Here is a 17220-nt window from a genome sequence, read left to right on the forward strand (position 1 = left end):
GGTTGTGATTGCTTCCCTTCGCTCGCAATGACTGTAAATATTTTAGTCCAAGTACTTATGAATGCAGGGGCAACCCTCCTGTGGTTGCCTAAATCGAATGGGGCAAGCACGGGGGCATTGCCCCTATGGAAAACTAATTATTAGAGATCATTGTTCCTAGTGCAGCTATCAACTTATCTACACTTTCAGGACGGCTATTAAAACCCATTAAACCTACACGCCAAACTTTACCGGCAAGTTCACCTAAACCGCCGCCAATCTCAATATTATGCTCAATTAATAACTGCCTAGCAACTGATTTACCATTTACTCCTTCGGGAATACAAACAGTGGTTAAAGTTGGTAATCTGTATTCTTTTTTAACGTGCATTTTTAAACCCATGTCTTCCAATCCTTCCCACAGATATTCGACATTTTTTTGGTGACGTTGCCAACAACTGGCTAACCCTTCTTCTGCTACTAAACGTAGAGCTTCCCGTAATCCATAGTATAGGTTAATTGGTGCAGTGTGGTGATATGTGCGATCGCTCCCCCAATATTTCCCCAACAATGTCATATCTAAATACCAGTTTGCCACCTTAGATTGACGCTTCTGTAGCTTCTCCATTGCCCGCCCACTCATGGTAAACGGTGACGCACCTGGAGAACAACCCAGCCCTTTTTGACTACAGCTATAAGCCAAATCAACGCCCCATTCATCCAAAAATATGGGAACACCACCTAAACTGGTAACAGTATCTACTAACAACAATGTGCCATGTTGACGACACAACTCACCCACACCATCTAAAGGTTGACGTGCGCCGGTGGAAGTTTCGGCATGAACTAAAGCCAAAATTACCGGTTTATGGGTAGCAACTGCGGCACTGATTTCCTCTAAATTGAAAACTTGTCCCCAGGGTTTAGTAATAGTTCGCACATCTGCCCCATATCTACCCGCCATATCTACCAAGCGATTACCAAAATAACCAGCTACCCCAATTAATACGACATCACCCGGTTCTACAGAATTAGCTAACGTGGCTTCCATAGCGGCTGTACCCGTGCCACTGACAGCAATAGTATGGGGGTTTTCTGTTTGCCATGCGTAACGCAACAGAGATTGAATCTCATCCATGAGGTTTAAAAAAGCCGGATCTAAATGCCCTACAGGTGTGGTATTCATCGCCTGTAATATGGCTGGATGGACGTTAGAAGGACCTGGACCCAATAGGAGACGGTGGGGAATATTTAGGGGTTCAAGTCCTAACCGCTGACTGTCGTTAATGGAAATGGTAGATGTCATAAACTTAATTTATCTGAGATTAAATGGGAATCAATCGCATGATATAGCGGTATGTAGTCAATGTATATGCCGAAGTGCGACTAATTAATCAAACATCATATTTTTTCCGCACCATTCAAATATAGCGGCATCTAAGTAGGGCTTGCTGAATAAGTTGTCTGTGAGGGCTAGAAGTATGACTAACGCCACGCTATGCTATCAGCAAACCCTAAGTAGGTGAACACCAAAAAATAAATTACCCAATGTTGTGGGATGGGCATCCTGCCCGTCCTTGATGATTAGCAGGCTTTTCGGCCTGCACCACAAGACATTTTTGGGTATTTTTTTAATTGGAAGTCCCTAAGTAGGTGAACACAATAAAACCAAACTGTGTAAAGAAACGTAAAATCACTCAAAACTCTCTTCCTGTTCCCTGTTCCCTGTTCCCTGCCCTCACAGACAACTTTTTCAGCAAACCCTACTTAACTTTGACATTGAGAACAAAAATGACTAGAACGCCCACCTAACTTAATTCGCCCGATCACATTACCACAAACCTTACAAGGTTCTCCCGTGCGGTTATAAACCCAGGCTTCACCGCCATAATTACCGTTAACACCTTTAACACTCAAGAAATTACTAAAAGTCGTTCCACCTACCGCAATACTCGCTGATAAAACTTGAATAATTGCCGTTCGTAAAAGTTCAATTTGGGGAAGTTGTAATTCTGTACAGAGAGTAGTTGGTAAAATCCCACTTTTAAATAAAGCTTCATCTGCATAAATATTACCTAATCCTGCCACCATTGACTGATCTAATAATCCAGTTTTAATAGGACGACGGGATTTTTTTAATTTATCGGCAAAATACGCCACAGTGAACTCTGGTGAAAAGGGGTCAACTGCCAATTTTGCCAAACCTGTAATAATACTTTCTACAGCTACATCACCAGGAACATACCACATTTGCCCGAAGGTGCGCTGGTCAACAAAGCGTAATTCTTGCTTTTCCCCAAAAAATAACCTGACTCTGGTGTGTTTGTGTAAAGGTTGATCTTGGGTTAACCAAAGTAACTGACCGGTCATGCGGAGGTGAACTCCTAAATAACTGGGAGAAGGTGAGGAAAGTTCAGCCAAGAGATATTTACCACGACGATGCCAGGTAGCAATAGTGTTCCCTTTAACTTTATCAATAAATTCATCAACAGAAAACGGGTAGGCAATGGTACGTTGCAGCAACACATCTCCTCCCGTCACTTCTTGACTCAGGGTTAATTGATTTAAACCCCGGCGGACTGTTTCAACTTCAGGCAGTTCAGGCATTCAAGCAAATAATATTTTTAGGGGAAAGTATGGTCAAACAGAGGAAATTGATCAAGCTGTTGACGTTGATATCTCCTCCTATTATTCCATTAAACAATCCCCTTGATGCTTGACTATTTATTTGGCTGCGGCTTTGGGTTTAGGTGCTTCCACCTCAATTAATTCATCTACAGCAAAGTTGTTGGTGTTGAGATCAGAGTAGTTAACTTTGTCAAAGCGAACAATTACAGGGTATTTAATCCCGCTTTTGTCAACAGAAACCACTGTACCAAGATCCTGAAACCAGTAGGACTCAGGGCGGAGAACACGTACTTTAGAACCACGTTGAACCATGATGGATCTTCCCTTTTGAAGTATGAATTGCCGTTAAAGTAGGGCTGATTGTTTTCACTCTACAACCTCAAGGTATTTGCTTGTGGTTTTGTTAAGTTATTTGTCAAATTGCTGGGTTTTCATGGGTAATGAGTTGTTAATCTTCTCTTTGACTTCTTGACAAACTACCCATAATAGGGTAAGTTCATTCCCAAACACTCCTGGCAAAATGTACTATGTCTTACTTAATACAAAAACGCTGCCTTCGTTCCCCCTACCTATACGGAGATCATTATCTATATAAGTAATATCTAGCCAACCTTGTTGTTGTTCACTTTGAATGGGAAAATCAAAAGCGGTAAATTTTTTGCCTAATTCAATTTGTTGGATGAAGTTTCCCGGTGTCGTATAGCCAATTAGACTTTGTAAACCAATTATAGAACGCTGGAATTTTACTTGCACACGCTGTTGGGATACTGGTTCAAATTTAGCAGCAACGCTAACTACTCCTGCGAACAAAGGAATGCCATAAATCTCAGCTATGTTATAAACACTGTTGCTTTCTACCCGAATACATTGGTAAATTTGACCAAGTTTACAAAAGGGTAAACGATCTATGTTTAATAAGGCTTTGCTCGTGGTGTATAGTAGTCGCCAGTCACCTTCTAGTAAATTACTAGCTGCTAATGGTCGTGGCGTGGGATTAAAGTCTTCTAGGTTGGCGATCGCTGCTAGAATAGCTTGTTGTTGTGGCTGACTTGCTAATAAACCGCGATTAGTGCCAACAATTAGATCAATAAGAGTTGATTTGCCTATCATTACCCAATGCCTCAAGAGAGTTTACATGATGAAATAGCATTAATAAAATATTAATGTTCTTTGTCTATAACCAGACAATTCATGAATAATGCCTTTTTGACTACCGTTCGGTAATTAAATGAAAATTTTCTTTGATTCGGATTCAGCAGTTAAAGACCTGTATGAAGGAATAAATTAACTCGTATCAAGTCAGTATGATAGACTCTTAGTGTCTAGTTATATAAACCCTCGTGTGTGATTGTTAATATGTTAGATTCTCCCCTCCGTGAAGCCCCCCGAAACCAGCGAGCATCAGTTATTCCCTTAAAACAAGAGTCCTCTATGTTGGACTGGTTGCGGCTGAGTGGCAGATTGATAGCCCGTGATATCCATGACACCGACTCGCGGGAAGATGTAGAAGTAATATCCGATTTTCTGGGCGCAGACGACGGAATTGGTGATATTGATTATGATGATGACGATGATACACCTGTTGATGATGACTAGCACCGCAGGGCGGAAGTCAAAAGTCAAAAATCAAAAGTCAAAAGTAATATTAAGCAAGCTTTTTGGCGATTGAGAATAGTTAGTTTATTGGCGCGGTGCTGTACTAGTTCCCAAAATACTGCGAACTATCAGCTAAAAACAGTCTCTATGGTTTTATTTAGGTTTTTTAAAGTGTGGAGTGAAGGGAATTTTTTTTGTGGACGCTAAATTATCTCCTAACCAAAGTTTGAATTTTTCGGGAATTGGCTTGGCTTCCTTGCTGGCCTTGGTACTGAGTGCAACAGCCTTGATTTTCGATAGCATGGGGCATAGAACCCCTTGGTATCCGATTTCCCTCACCCTACCTTTTTTGCTGACTGCTGTGGGTGTGACAATTCTAGGACAGTGGGTGATTCCTCTGTTACAAAGGCTGAAAACGGGACAGATTATCCGGGAAGATGGCCCCCAGGCACATCTCAAAAAGGCAGGAACACCAACTATGGGAGGTATATTTTTTATCCCTGTAGCGGTGATAATTGCTTGTATATTGGCGGATTTTTCTGAAAATGTCCTGGCGGTTTCGGCTTTAACTCTCAGCTACGGTTTCATTGGTTGGATAGACGACTGGCAAATTTTGCGTCGGAAGTCTAACAAGGGAATTTCTCCGAAGATGAAGTTAGCTTTGCAAGTTATCTTTGGGGCTGTGTTTTGTGTCTGGTTGATATTTAAAGGTGACTTTAGTATAACTAATATCCATTTACCTTGGTTGGGTTTATCCTTACCTTTGGGACTGTTGTTCTGGCCTGTAGCCGGATTTGTCCTGGTTGCAGAGAGCAATGCTACTAATTTAACAGATGGGATTGATGGTTTAGCAGCGGGAACAGTGGCGATCGCTATTTTCGCATTAGGTGTGATTATTGCGCCAACTTCCCCCGACTTAATGGTTTTTTGTGCTGCTGTCAGCGGTAGTTGCTTAGGCTTTTTAGCCTATAACCGCAACCCCGCAAGTGTTTTCATGGGTGATACCGGTTCTTTAGCCCTGGGTGGTGCTTTAGCTGCGGTGGCACTGTTAACAAATAGCTTGGTAGCTTTGTTTATCCTGAGCGGTATCTTCTTTGTGGAAACCCTCTCTGTCATGGCACAAGTCAGCTATTATAAAGCAACAAAGGGACCAGACGGCAAAGGTAAACGTTTATTTAAAATGGCACCTTTACATCATCATTTAGAATTAACTGGTTGGTCAGAATTGCAAGTAGTAGCTGTATTTTACATTATCGCTGCTTTTCTAGCTTCCGTTTGTATTATTTCCATAAAATAATCAGTTTTGTTTTAAAAATAAAAATTCACAACCTCCAAATTTGGGGGTTGTTTTTGTTTTGAGATTGGGGGGTTATGTCCAGGACGTAAATTACCCCAATTCCCAATACTCAAATTGTAACTTACACCCTTGAGGAGTTGAGCAAATTCAGGGGATGATTGGGATATTTTGCCAGATAGAAACAAAATATTTGTTACTATAGTAAGTATGTGGGTAAGTATTTGCAAAATGCCCCACTTGTGAATATTAAAAAATAGCCATTCTCGACACAAATAAAACGGACTTTCCCTCGTTCCCTGGCTCTGCCGGGGAATGCCCACAGGAGGCTCTGCCTCCACTATATTCACTGTATTTGAGGCAGAGCCTCAAACTCCCATTCCCAGCCGGAGTCTGGGAACGAGTTCAGGATTAACAGGATGTGATTTTTCCCTCGTTCCCTGGCTCTGCCGGGGAATGCCCACAGGAGGCTCTGCCTCCACTATATTCACTGTATTTGAGGCAGAGCCTCAAACTCCCATTCCCAGCCGGAGTCTGGGAACGAGTTCAGGATTAACAGGATGTGATTTTTCCCTCGTTCCCTGGCTCTGCCGGGGAATGCCCACGGGAGGCTCTGCCTCCACTATATTCACTGTATTTGAGGCAGAGCCTCAAACTCCCATTCCCAGCCGGAGTCTGGGAACGAGTTCAGGATTAACAGGATGTGATTTTTCCCTCGTTCCCTGGCTCTGCCGGGGAATGCCCACGGGAGGCTCTGCCTCCACTATATTCACTGTATTTGAGGCAGAGCCTCAAACTCCCATTCCCAGCCGGAGTCTGGGAACGAGTTCAGGATTAACAGGATGTGATTTTTCCCTCGTTCCCTGGCTCTGCCGGGGAATGCCCACGGGAGGCTCTGCCTCCACTATATTCACTGTATTTGAGGCAGAGCCTCAAACTCCCATTCCCAGCCGGAGTCTGGGAACGAGTTCAGGATTAACAGGATGTGATTTTTCCCTCGTTCCCTGGCTCTGCCGGGGAATGCCCACGGGAGGCTCTGCCTCCACTATATTCACTGTATTTGAGGCAGAGCCTCAAACTCCCATTCCCAGCCGGAGTCTGGGAACGAGTTCAGGATTAACAGGATGTGATTTTTCCCTCGTTCCCTGGCTCTGCCGGGGAATGCCCACAGGAGGCTCTGCCTCCACTATATTCACTGTATTTGAGGCAGAGCCTCAAACTCCCATTCCCAGCCGGAGTCTGGGAACGAGTTCAGGATTAACAGGATGTGATTTTTCCCTCGTTCCCTGGCTCTGCCGGGGAATGCCCACAGGAGGCTCTGCCTCCACTATATTCACTGTATTTGAGGCAGAGCCTCAAACTCCCATTCCCAGCCGGAGTCTGGAAGTTCAATTATGTTTAATTCAGAAAATTTACCTGTTTTACTAAATGCACCAATTCCGGTAAAATCAACTTTTCCATCCCTAGTCGTACAGCATTACTAGAACCAGGAAGAGAAAAAATGATTTTGCTTTGATAAACGCCGGCGACAGCGCGAGAAGCCATAGCGCGAGAACCAATTTCTTGATAACTTAACAACCGAAATAATTCCCCAAATCCTGGTAAAGTCTTTTCTAATAGCTTTTCTAAAGCATCATAAGTAGTATCCCTGGGAGCAATTCCCGTTCCTCCATTAAAAATCACAGCATTGATACGAGTATCTTCGCCCAAGGCTGTCATTTGGGATTGAATTTCTTTAGGCTCATCTTTGATAATCTGATACAATGACACAGTGTGATCATCAGCTAAAAGTAGTTCTTTAATTAATTGACCACTTTTATCTGTATCCGGGGAACGGGTATCGCTAACGGTAATCACCGCACAAGTTACAGAAACTTGCTGTGTATTTGGGTGTGGTTGAAATTCCATAGATATTTTACGTTTTAGCCAATGACCAATGACCACTGAGCAATGCTGGGCGCAGGCCCTGCGCCCCTACTGACTCATTAAGATTTGCTTAATCCGAGTCCATTTTGTTCAGCATAACGATTCATGAAACGCATAAACCGATCCCATTCTTCATTAGACTTCATCACATAAATCGCTTCTAAGGATTCCGGTTTACCGTTGACAAATTTACCCTGAACCCCAGGAATCAAGATTTCCCCTTCTTCGTCAATCAAATACAACCCGGTAACTTCATCTGTACCATCTTGTGCCAAGATGTCAGGATTGGTGAACACAAACGTGGCTGTACCACTTTCCCCTTGTTTTGCTCTTGTCAACCGGACATCTGGAACTACTGTTTCTTCAATACCTCTAGCAAACTGAATTTTCGCCATGATGAGTCAATTTAAAGTTTCGTGATCATTTTGTAATATTCTCTCATCATAAAGCAATTTCCTGACAGGCATTTTACCGATGGTAATTAAATCTATTTCCCAATCCCGATTCAACCGCCGTTTATTGGCTACAGCCTTGGTCATTGTAGTTAGTATATTTATTACCCTGACTAACCATTCTAGTCCAGCTACACCTGTCACCAAAACCAAAAACGTCATTCTGATGATTGGAGACGGTATGGGTTGGGAAATGGCTCGCGCTGGGGCTATGGCTAAAGGATATAATTACACTTCTGGTAAGGGGGAAGGACTGAGTTTTCAAACTCTGGATTATTATGCCCTGGCTACCACCTATGGTACTACCATTGCCCCTGGTAATGGAGTTTTCAGCACGGGTAACTCTGCGTTGTCTAACTCTAATCCAATTACAGGCGCTAGTCCGATGTTACCAGGGTTTAAATTCCAACCTCAATTTAATCCTGGCGATAAACCATCTGGAGGGGGGAAAAATCTTAATCCTAATGCGGTAGGTAATTTAGTGGGTTATGATCCTCAGCGCGGGGGAATAAATCCTTGGACACCGGGTAATGATCCTGAGTATATTAAGTATAGTTATCCTGATTCTGCCAATACAGCAACTACTTTGTACACAGGAGTAAAAAGCTATAACAATGCTATTTCTGTGGATATATTTGAAAAACCTTTAGAAACTATTCTCAAAACTGCGGCTGATCATGGTAAATCTACTGGGATTGTCACTTCTGTTCCTGTAGATCATGCTACACCGGGTGCAGCAGCAGCAAACGTGAATCGTCGCAATAAATATGATGGTGATTATCCAACTTTAGATAATATTCTCCAGCAGGAACTTCGCATATATCAACCAACGGTAATTTTAGGTGGTGGTCATCCGCTTACGGGTGCTAGTAATCAACCTCTACCTACGGGTGTAGAACCGCCAACTAAGTTTGAATATATCACGAAGACGACATATAAAGAGTTAAGCAAAAACCCTGATCAAAACCGTTATAAATATACATTTTTAGAACGGGGAAAAGATGCGGCTGATAAGTTAGCGACTACTGCGGCGAGATTAGATCCAAATCAGGGCGATCGCTTGTTAGGATTATATGGAGCTAGGGGACAAGAGGGAAATCTCCCTGTAAGCACCGCCAATGGAGATTACAGTAATACCGGTTTGAGTATCTTTTCCCTGTTTGGTTCTCAAGGAAAAAACCCCGATACAGTTCGGCCTCTACTTGCGGGAGAAACCGATAAATCTTTTATTGCGAAAGAAATTAATGAAAATCCCACACTTGATGATTTAACCAAAGCAGCTTTAGCAGTTTTATCTAAAGACAAAGATGGATTTTGGTTAATGGTAGAAGGTGGTGATATTGATTGGGCTGCCCATGATGATAACTTAGATAATATGATTGGGACAGTGTTAGATTTTGATAAAGCTGTAAAAACAACAATTGACTGGATTAAAAATAACGGTGGTTGGGAAAATAATCTACTAATTGTCACCGCAGATCATGATCATTATCTCACTTTAAATCCCAACTTTTATGAACTGCTTAAAGAAAAAGGTCCAGAAGCTTTAACCGCTGAATCTGATTCTATCAAAGCTGGTCATTTTTGGGGTTCTAATCCTAACATCAAATATGGTTGGGGAAATCATGCTAACCTTCCAGTTCCTGTTTATTATCAAGGTAAGGGTTCAGCAGTTTTAACTAATTCTGTCGGTAAGGGGTTTCAACTTTATGGCTATGATATTCCTGGTATTGGGGGTTTAGTAGACGAAATCCACATTTATCAGACTCAACGAAAAGCATTATAATTTAATTGAGGATTTAATTTAGGAATTTAGATCCCCGACTTCTCCAAGAAGTCGGGAATCTGTGCGTATTTATTTATAGAAATAAGCTTTATAAGAATTATTCTAGAGTCCAATCTTCAATGCTTAAATTAGGAACTTTGATAAAATCTTTGTAATTTTGAGTCACTACAATTGCTTGATTAACTAAAGCTATTGCAGCTATTCTTAAATCTTGTGAACCGCTGTTAATTTTTTGCTGTCGTAATTTTTGATAAGACTCACAAGCTGCTTGATTAAACTCCAATAAATTTACACTACAGAAGAAATTTTGAGTCAGGTTTAAATTTCGATGTGCAGATGCTAATCCTTGTAGATTTTTATTGCTATTACATTTATTAATAATAGCTAATCTACCTTTTAATTGTTCCTCAAGCGTGATAGTTGTTACAAATATGCTGGAGTTACCAACTGCTCTAATACGTTGAATAATTTGATTATTTTCATATTGCAAAAGAGTCACGGTATTAGTATTAAGAATATAGATGCTCACGCTGCATGATTCTCCTCTATAGAGGCTTCTTCCGCAACCATTTCTTCATCTAATTTACGCCGATTTATAGCTATTTCTTCGACAAATTCATCAAAAAATGGATCATGTTTGAACATACCAGTAAATTTGACTAAAGGGTTAGATTCTTCCACAATTTCTTGAGGTATTTCTATTCCTAAACCAAAGCATAGTCGCAATGTTACCCACCACAAGTAAGAGAAAATAGGACTAAAGAATTCATGATCATTAATTAAACCATGAGCCATGCGATTTCTTGAATTTGACCCGGATTTCTCTACTAATAAACCCTGAAGCTCAAAAAGTGTATCTTCATCAAAAATTGAAGTAATTTGTGGATATTTACTAGGGAAAAGAGTTGTATTTAAATTGTTTTCTTGTTGAATACCATTATTTTTGTTGTCAATTCCAGAAGTTATCGCTCCTCGATTCGAGAGTAGATAACGAACGGAGTTTTCAATTTGGGGAATTAAGATATGAGTAGAAGTAATAAAATCTCCCATTAATCCAGCATAAAGACCTTTTGCAAATAAATATTCTCTTCCTGATGGTACAAAAAGGTTATTTGAAACTAGTGGAAGTAAGTCGGATTCTTTTATTTTGTGGTCTTCTGATTTTTGTATTATGTGTTCCGAAATAATTTGTTTTCTAGCTGGTTCAATAAAAGCCTGAGCGAAAATCTTTTGATATCCAATAGCTTCTACATGCATTTCATACCTAATTACTTTTTCCTCGTCATTAGAGTTCCGACGCGCTACAACTTTACCCATCTCATTCATTTTCACTATTGGGAAGAAACGGGATAATACTACATTTTCTTCTACCATTTTTTGCAGTTCAGAAACTTTAGGTGGAGTCGCTAAAACAGCCAAAGCTAATATTGCTTCTGGAAATTCTTTACCTTTAACCTGTGATCTAGCTAATTCTACTTCTTCACTAATATTAAACTTAAACTCAGAAGAAATTGTTATTAACTCATTAGATGACTTTTGCTGATACTCAAGAAGACGTTTATGAATTTGCTCTAATTTATTTTTTATTACTGCTTTTTCCTCTTCTGTACCTTGGCTTTGTAACCTTTCAAATGCTTCAAAAGCTTTCTGTAAATCGTGTGATGCTTTGAAGTAAGGGGTTGGATGTTTAGTTAAAGAATCTTCAGATTCCTTGATGTAAGTTTCAGCGGCAGACATTCTTGCTGTATATGCCTTTTCTACATTTTTTTCAATACGATGCCATTCTGCTTTAATTTTCCAGTAGTTTCGGACTTTATCCCATTCTTTACTGGATTCTTGAAAAATTGCCCCTTTCTTAGCTAAATCAGAATATTTAGAAGTATTTAAAAGTTTGGTTTTCTGCAAAAGGTTTATGTTTTTTTCGTCTTGTAAAAGCTCATGCAGCTTTATTGATAGCCATAATGGATCTTCTCCTTGATAGCGATTTAAAACCTCGTCTATATATTCAATAACAATTTCTGGTTTATAATTAATTTTGCGTGCTAACCTAAGCGATCTTTCTATCCTATCAACACAGTGAGTCCATTTTTGAGGATCTTCTAATTGTTTAGCAGATTCTAAATAAGCCTCAACTGCTAACTGCGCCATTTGGTAGTTACCATTTTTCACCCACAGAATATCAGCTACTCGTGCCTGAAGTTCTGGATCTGATATTTCAGGTGCAATTTCAGTTAAAAAGTTTAAATATTCTTCCGCGAGGTTGCTAAAAACTTCACCAAAAAACTCATCGTTTAATTCTGGATTGATTGCAGCACCGGTTACAAAGGCCAAAATTTCAAAAACAATCTGTTCTCTAATATTGACTACTGCTTCTGCTTGCTTTGCCTTATTCCAGAAAGTCATGTGATAGCTAAGACATTCTTTTCTCTCGCTGCTATTAACCACTTCTTTCCAGCCAGAGTTAATAAAATCTTGTTTAGTGAGAGGGGGGTTTAGAGGTAACATAATTTAAATTTACTTGCTAATAAGTCTATTATGGGAAATATAGGAGAACTTAGGCGGTTTTAATGCTATGCCTATATTAACCCAATCTGGAAAAAATCGCCCTCGCCCCTAATTAACTGTTGGTAATAAATCTTACTTTCATCGCACTTTTTACCCCCAATTTAGCATAACGACGATAATCCAGGACTTAGATTTGAGTAATTTAAATTATTTATTACAGAAAATAAAGAAAAATTACGGAATCGTCAATCAACCATCAGTTATCCTGTTCTAAGTCATTAGGAGATTAAATCAGGGGATCGCTTGCATAATTGTTCACAATTTGTTACAAAAATATAAAGAACTTCTAGAGACTAAAACCTAATGTTCGGCGGACTTACTGGTTTAACAGATACGAAAAGCACCGATTGGGGAGAGCGAATGCTCAACACAGTCGCCAGTCAAACGATTCGCCACCTGTTTACCCAGAGCGAGTCGGTAGAAGTCTTTGTGCGCTGCTATCCCTCCAGCAAACTGTTGCAAGGCAGCATTGATAGCTTTAAAATGAAAGGCTGCGGCTTAGTAATTCGTAAAGACTTCGCAGTAGAGGAAATGTCTTTTGAAACCGATGCAGTCGCCATTGACTTCGGCTCGGTTTTAAGTGGTAAACTTACCCTCAAACAACCTACCCAGGCTGTAGCTCAGGTGATTCTATCAGAAGAAGGCATTAATCGGGCTTTTGAGTCAGAACTGGTGAAAAAGCGCCTGCTTAACCTTTCTGAACCCACTTTGATTGCCATATCTGGTGGCGAACCAATTTCTTTTACCGAAGTTGAGGTCAAGCTATTACCTGAAAATCGCTTGCATTTAGTAGCTAAAGCCGATTTAAACAACGGCGAACTCATACCACTAGGTATGACTGTCGGTATCGGGATTGAAAGAAGAAGGCGGGTTTCTTTCAAAGAACCAAAGATTGAGCTTGAGGGAGTTCCAGAAGCACAAAGAGAAATTTCCCAGACTTTAAGTGTGGCATTGGTAGAAATTTTGGATAATATGGTTGATTTAGATCGCTTTGATTTAGATGGGGTAAAAATGCGACTAAATCGTTTAGAAACAGAAGGTCAAAGATTGATTTTTAGTGGTTATGCAGAAATAGAAAGAATTCCCCACAGTTCTTAACAATTCTAAAATTGAAAAAATTAACGCCGCCTAGTTGACCCTGGGCGGCAATTTAATTTTTATAGCAGAAGCCAGGATGTAGGGGCGCAGGCCCTGCGCCCAGTCAGGAGTTCAGGAGTATGGCTAACGCCAGCAATTTAATTTTTATCCCACATTCCGCACCCACCCCAAGGAAACGGATGTAGCTAGTACACAATTTTAATTGGACTATTTAGCTCATTAATCAAATTAATGTTCTGAAATTTTCATGGCGTTTTTAACTTTATTTTTAGATGAGCATAAGTTACAATTATGTATTGAGATTATCAGCATAAAATTATATTATTAAAATTCTCTACCAAACCACTCTTATATTTATTGCTCCTTATTGAGAATACATTTGAGCAATTTTTCTATCCAAAATCAATTTTTTTTGAGCCAAAGGTAATTTTTTACTCCTTTTTTATGAAGTAAATTCCGTAATAACCGCTTGTGACAGTTAAGGGTGCGGAATGTGGGTTAATGTCTCAACGTTTTAGCGTCACTACCTTCATAATTCTTAACCCCATTTTCCCAAAAAAGTCTAACCTGGCATTTTCACCCAAAATTATTGAGAATAGCTGCGAATGACTCAACGTATTTTCAAGGGTCTTGACTTCTGAGAGGGTTATGTTATGATAGTCTTGAGAAAAATCCAAGGGGTTTATCTTATCTAAATTAAAATAACTCCTAATAGAAGTCAAAAACCAAAAGTCTGTAGGTTGAATTGACTCTGAACAAAAACATAATCAAATTGATTTAGAAAAGATCCTAAATTAATATCCCCGACTTCTTTAAGAAGTCGGGGGTATTACTCTTGCAAGTCAAAGAAATTTACAGACCAAACCAAGCTAAGAAATTATCCCACCAAGAAGTAGAAATATTTCCCACAGATAATTGCATTTTTTGGCGAATGTTTTGAATATTCCAGTTGGTAAGTCTAGCTAGAGTTTGCGCTTCTTTTTCAAATCGCTGATTTAATGAACTTTTATATTGTCTTCCTGCACTACATTCGAGATTACCTGTAAATGGGTGTTGTAAAATATAACGTCCTTGAAAAGAATCCCGTTGTGAAGTTGCTTGAAACATCAAATCTTCGGGAAATTTATTTCTGGTGTAGCGCACGTGCAAGCGAGTAATGAAAACACTACTACTAGGAAAACGAGAACGAAAACTGGGAGATACTGGTCTATCACTGCTATTATTATCCAACCAAAACACACCCGCTTGTTTTAATTCTTCATTATTGAGTGGTTCAGCAGAACAAGGATCACAACTACTCATATCCCAAGCATATTCCAAAAAGCCAACTTTTTTATCTTCTTTGGTGTAGGAACTTTGAAACATGGATTTATAAAAATCACCAAATTCATTTTTCACAAACACAGGAATATTTACATCGGAAGGAACTTTAACTGTGCGATAATTAGTGATTTCTGCCTGTCCTTGGGGTGAGAGAATATAAACAATTAAATCTTGTTCTTTGGTAGCGTTAATCATTCCTAAACGAATCGGTAACATAAATTTCAGTGATTCGTAGGAAATTTGTAAAGGACGCAGTAATTGATAACCTGATTCGGCAAATTTATCTAAGTTGACTTTAGCAACAAAGAATTTCATTGAAGAACGAATATAGGGTTTTAGTAATTCCTTTGCACCTTTAGGAATTTTATAGCCATTGCGATTTAGCCAAATTTCTAGTCCACCAGATTCTTTAGCACTCAAGATGACAATATCATATTCACCTACATTAAATTTGGCCTCAACAGTCACACCTAAACTGCTATCTTTCTTCATGCTATTTTCTGCACCTCTCATTCTTGCTGCTGCTTGTGGTGCTGGCATATCCGTCATTATATTATCTTGAGCGCAGGGGTCAGAATCGAAATATTCAACTAATCTGGGGGCGCTAAAAGCATCTAATCGTTCAATAATTTTCGGTTGGGCTACATGAACTTGTTCTTTTTTTAAAACAGTGGGAACGGGAATAACAACGGCAAAATCTTTAACATCACCTTGAAAATCATTAGCCATTGTTAAGACGGTACGATTTCCATCTCTGGCTAGTATGACTTGTGAAGCTTGATTATAGAGTTTTGTATCAGCTTTAGCCACATAAAAACCACAGAAAGCCCAAGCTGTAGGCACAAAACACAGCACTGCTAAAAGTGCAGAAATTAAGGGCATGAATAGGCGTAAAAGTTGCATTTTGATCCTTAATTAATGATAGTTGATTGGTTATTTTTCTGCTGATAATTCTGGTTGCTGCCACCAAGAAAATCTCGGTGTAACCCAGAATCTATCTAGGAAAATAGTTAAGGGTGCGAGGGCAAATAAAGCCCAAAAAACAGCGGTGGGAATAAAGAAGAAATTTCGCAAAATAAATGTTAATAAAGCAATAGATACTGCCCATAAAATTCTACTCATGGGGGCGTTGGGAATTGAACGTGGATCTGTCACCATAAATAAAGAAAATAACAGTAAAGATCCACTCATTAAATGATGAAAATAAACGTCCCAAGTCCAACCTAACCACATATTTCTGATGGCTGCTAGGAGGGAATAAGCACCTAGAAAAGCGGCGGTAGTATCCCAACGACCAATACGCTGTAAAATCATGCCTCCAGTTCCCACAAATAACAACGCATACCACCATTCTTCTCCCCATTGTCCTGGGGATACCCAAGCGTCATTAGTGAGGGTAAGCACAGCAATAATGCCAAAATTAGCAGGGTTGAAAAAATGCTTTTCCCTAAATTGGAAAATAAATTTACTAGCTATGGCTGCAAATCCAGCTAAAGCCATTGTTGACCAATGATCAGCGCGTAGTAATAAACTCAGTCCCAAAGAGGTAATTAGGGGACTACGGATATTAATTACTGGGATTGTGTCCTGGGATTTAGTGATTAATGAGCAGATAATTTGAGTTATAATGCAAGAGGCGATCGCCACACCAATAAATTCTGGATGTAATGTCCAGTCTCGCGTCGCAATTCCCAAAATCAGAAATAAACTCAAAAAAAGAATTTGATAATCTCGAATATCTTTGCACAACGTCATTTTCCGTTCAGGGATTACCCGCAGATTTTTTACCAATTTAAACCAGTGTGATCATAAATTAGGTTGTTGTTACAGTTTTTGTTACAAAGATATTTTTAACAATGGAATTTGCACCTCTATTTCCCCTTGTTTATCGGCTTCTCCAACCCACCTTTCCCCATTGTCTATGGTGTGGAAACTCAAACAGTAAAACTATCGCCCTTACCTTTGATGATGGACCTCATCCCCAATACACACCCCAAGTATTATCGGTTTTAAAGCGTTATAACATTACCGCTAGTTTTTTCTGGTTAGGAAATTGTGTGAATCGGTTTCCAGAAACTGCGAAAACAGTTAGCACACAAGGACACTGGATCGGACTACATGGATATGAACATGATTCTTTTCCCCTACTTTCGTCAACCCAACTCAAACAAAGTTTAGAAAAAACCCAAGTTGCTATTTATAATGCTTGTAATTTAACCCCCGAACAAGTACGAGATGTGCGTCCTCCCAACGGTTTTTTCACACCTCAAACATTACAATTATTTCAACAGTGGAATTATCGTCCAGTGATGTGGAGTGTAGTTCCTGAAGATTGGGTTCATCCTGGTGTAAATGTTGTGGTAAATCGAGTTATAAAGCAAGTTAAAAACGGTTCATTAATTGTCTTGCATGATGGCTATTTTGGTGGCAAAGATGTGGCGGAAACTATTAATATTTTGATTCCCAAATTATTAGAACAAGGGTATGAGTTTGTGAATGTTAATAGTTTTTGGTAACAGTTAATCGCTCTCATATTCACCACAACAGCGATTCTTTAACCCTTATTAAGAATA

General features: G+C 39.6%; 15 protein-coding genes. 5 read left to right on the forward strand and 10 right to left on the reverse strand.

Translation table 11 applies throughout. The features are described 5' to 3' along the window. Positions 1-133: 133 nt before the first annotated feature. From NG743_RS00690 to NG743_RS00705, 4 genes are all read right to left on the reverse strand, one after another. Entirely contained in the window at positions 134-1285 is a 1152-nt protein-coding gene (locus NG743_RS00690) for an alanine--glyoxylate aminotransferase family protein (protein ID WP_257121274.1), read from the reverse strand. Positions 1286-1746: 461 nt separating this feature from the next. Continuing rightward, entirely contained in the window at positions 1747-2586 is an 840-nt protein-coding gene (locus NG743_RS00695) for a DNA-formamidopyrimidine glycosylase (RefSeq protein WP_039204975.1), read from the reverse strand. Between the two features lie 117 nt (positions 2587-2703). Next, a complete protein-coding gene (locus NG743_RS00700; RefSeq protein ID WP_027400975.1) occupies positions 2704-2919 on the reverse strand; it encodes a photosystem I reaction center subunit IV in 216 nt (71 codons plus the stop codon). 213 nt (positions 2920-3132) lie between these two features. Beyond that, positions 3133-3717, reverse strand: a complete 585-nt coding sequence (locus NG743_RS00705) for a PAP/fibrillin family protein (RefSeq protein WP_027400976.1) — start codon at positions 3715-3717, stop codon at positions 3133-3135. 246 nt (positions 3718-3963) lie between these two features. Here NG743_RS00705 and NG743_RS00710 point away from each other — a divergent pair, with 246 nt between their 5' ends. Both NG743_RS00710 and mraY read left to right on the forward strand, forming a co-directional pair. Continuing rightward, entirely contained in the window at positions 3964-4203 is a 240-nt protein-coding gene (locus tag NG743_RS00710; protein ID WP_027400977.1) for a DUF3134 domain-containing protein, read from the forward strand. A 196-nt stretch (positions 4204-4399) separates the two neighbouring features. Further along, on the forward strand, positions 4400-5500 hold the full coding sequence (gene mraY, locus NG743_RS00715; RefSeq protein ID WP_257121275.1) for a phospho-N-acetylmuramoyl-pentapeptide-transferase: 1101 nt from the start codon (positions 4400-4402) through the stop codon (positions 5498-5500). Positions 5501-6895: 1395 nt separating this feature from the next. Here mraY and NG743_RS00720 read toward each other — a convergent pair. Together NG743_RS00720 and psb28 are read right to left on the reverse strand one after the other, a co-directional pair. Then, positions 6896-7405 carry a MogA/MoaB family molybdenum cofactor biosynthesis protein gene (locus NG743_RS00720; RefSeq protein WP_027400979.1) on the reverse strand — a complete coding sequence of 170 codons (510 nt, stop codon included), beginning with the start codon at positions 7403-7405 and terminating at the stop codon, positions 6896-6898. Positions 7406-7482: 77 nt separating this feature from the next. Further along, on the reverse strand, positions 7483-7818 hold the full coding sequence (gene psb28, locus NG743_RS00725) for a photosystem II reaction center protein Psb28 (RefSeq protein ID WP_027400980.1): 336 nt from the start codon (positions 7816-7818) through the stop codon (positions 7483-7485). Positions 7819-7897: 79 nt separating this feature from the next. Here psb28 and NG743_RS00730 point away from each other — a divergent pair, with 79 nt between their 5' ends. Further along, complete coding sequence (locus tag NG743_RS00730; RefSeq protein WP_193962163.1) at positions 7898-9661, forward strand: alkaline phosphatase; 1764 nt, start codon at positions 7898-7900, stop codon at positions 9659-9661. A gap of 97 nt (positions 9662-9758) precedes the next feature. Here the strand turns inward: NG743_RS00730 and NG743_RS00735 are convergent, their stop codons facing one another. Both NG743_RS00735 and NG743_RS00740 read right to left on the reverse strand, forming a co-directional pair. Then, the gene (locus tag NG743_RS00735) at positions 9759-10190 is read right to left on the reverse strand and encodes a type II toxin-antitoxin system VapC family toxin (protein ID WP_257121276.1); all 432 of its coding nucleotides are present in this window, start codon (positions 10188-10190) and stop codon (positions 9759-9761) included. Next, positions 10187-12166: a DUF7380 domain-containing protein gene (locus NG743_RS00740; RefSeq protein WP_257121278.1), complete on the reverse strand. Its 1980-nt coding sequence runs from the start codon at positions 12164-12166 to the stop codon at positions 10187-10189. The genes NG743_RS00735 and NG743_RS00740 overlap by 4 nt, the downstream gene beginning before the upstream one ends. 363 nt (positions 12167-12529) lie before the next feature. Between NG743_RS00740 and NG743_RS00745 the strand changes: the two genes are divergently transcribed. Continuing rightward, positions 12530-13324: an LmeA family phospholipid-binding protein gene (locus NG743_RS00745; RefSeq protein ID WP_027400984.1), complete on the forward strand. Its 795-nt coding sequence runs from the start codon at positions 12530-12532 to the stop codon at positions 13322-13324. Between the two features lie 852 nt (positions 13325-14176). Here the strand turns inward: NG743_RS00745 and NG743_RS00750 are convergent. Both NG743_RS00750 and NG743_RS00755 read right to left on the reverse strand, forming a co-directional pair. Continuing rightward, a complete protein-coding gene (locus NG743_RS00750) occupies positions 14177-15550 on the reverse strand; it encodes a DUF2330 domain-containing protein (RefSeq protein ID WP_027400985.1) in 1374 nt (457 codons plus the stop codon). Positions 15551-15580: 30 nt separating this feature from the next. Next, positions 15581-16402 carry an RnfABCDGE type electron transport complex subunit D gene (locus NG743_RS00755; RefSeq protein WP_035081250.1) on the reverse strand — a complete coding sequence of 274 codons (822 nt, stop codon included), beginning with the start codon at positions 16400-16402 and terminating at the stop codon, positions 15581-15583. Positions 16403-16503: 101 nt separating this feature from the next. On the opposite strand from NG743_RS00755, the gene NG743_RS00760 reads away from it, so the two are divergent. Then, positions 16504-17163 carry a polysaccharide deacetylase family protein gene (locus NG743_RS00760; RefSeq protein ID WP_027400987.1) on the forward strand — a complete coding sequence of 220 codons (660 nt, stop codon included), beginning with the start codon at positions 16504-16506 and terminating at the stop codon, positions 17161-17163. The last annotated feature ends 57 nt before the right edge of the window (positions 17164-17220 follow it).

It is taken from the genome of Dolichospermum heterosporum TAC447, from assembly GCF_024584745.1.
Classification (GTDB): Bacteria; Cyanobacteriota; Cyanobacteriia; order Cyanobacteriales; family Nostocaceae; genus Dolichospermum; species Dolichospermum heterosporum.

What these genes read in the sequence shown, in the direction of transcription:
- NG743_RS00690 (WP_257121274.1), bottom strand. Translation starts at nt 1,285, where the DNA reads ATGACATCTACCATTTCCATTAACGACAGTCAGCGGTTAGGACTTGAA.
- NG743_RS00695 (WP_039204975.1), bottom strand. Translation starts at nt 2,586, where the DNA reads ATGCCTGAACTGCCTGAAGTTGAAACAGTCCGCCGGGGTTTAAATCAA.
- NG743_RS00700 (WP_027400975.1), bottom strand. Translation starts at nt 2,919, where the DNA reads ATGGTTCAACGTGGTTCTAAAGTACGTGTTCTCCGCCCTGAGTCCTAC.
- NG743_RS00705 (WP_027400976.1), bottom strand. Translation starts at nt 3,717, where the DNA reads ATGATAGGCAAATCAACTCTTATTGATCTAATTGTTGGCACTAATCGC.
- NG743_RS00710 (WP_027400977.1), top strand. Translation starts at nt 3,964, where the DNA reads ATGTTAGATTCTCCCCTCCGTGAAGCCCCCCGAAACCAGCGAGCATCA.
- NG743_RS00720 (WP_027400979.1), bottom strand. Translation starts at nt 7,405, where the DNA reads ATGGAATTTCAACCACACCCAAATACACAGCAAGTTTCTGTAACTTGT.
- psb28 (WP_027400980.1), bottom strand. Translation starts at nt 7,818, where the DNA reads ATGGCGAAAATTCAGTTTGCTAGAGGTATTGAAGAAACAGTAGTTCCA.
- NG743_RS00730 (WP_193962163.1), top strand. Translation starts at nt 7,898, where the DNA reads ATGGTAATTAAATCTATTTCCCAATCCCGATTCAACCGCCGTTTATTG.
- NG743_RS00740 (WP_257121278.1), bottom strand. Translation starts at nt 12,166, where the DNA reads ATGTTACCTCTAAACCCCCCTCTCACTAAACAAGATTTTATTAACTCT.
- NG743_RS00745 (WP_027400984.1), top strand. Translation starts at nt 12,530, where the DNA reads ATGTTCGGCGGACTTACTGGTTTAACAGATACGAAAAGCACCGATTGG.
- NG743_RS00750 (WP_027400985.1), bottom strand. Translation starts at nt 15,550, where the DNA reads ATGCAACTTTTACGCCTATTCATGCCCTTAATTTCTGCACTTTTAGCA.
- NG743_RS00755 (WP_035081250.1), bottom strand. Translation starts at nt 16,402, where the DNA reads ATGACGTTGTGCAAAGATATTCGAGATTATCAAATTCTTTTTTTGAGT.
- NG743_RS00760 (WP_027400987.1), top strand. Translation starts at nt 16,504, where the DNA reads ATGGAATTTGCACCTCTATTTCCCCTTGTTTATCGGCTTCTCCAACCC.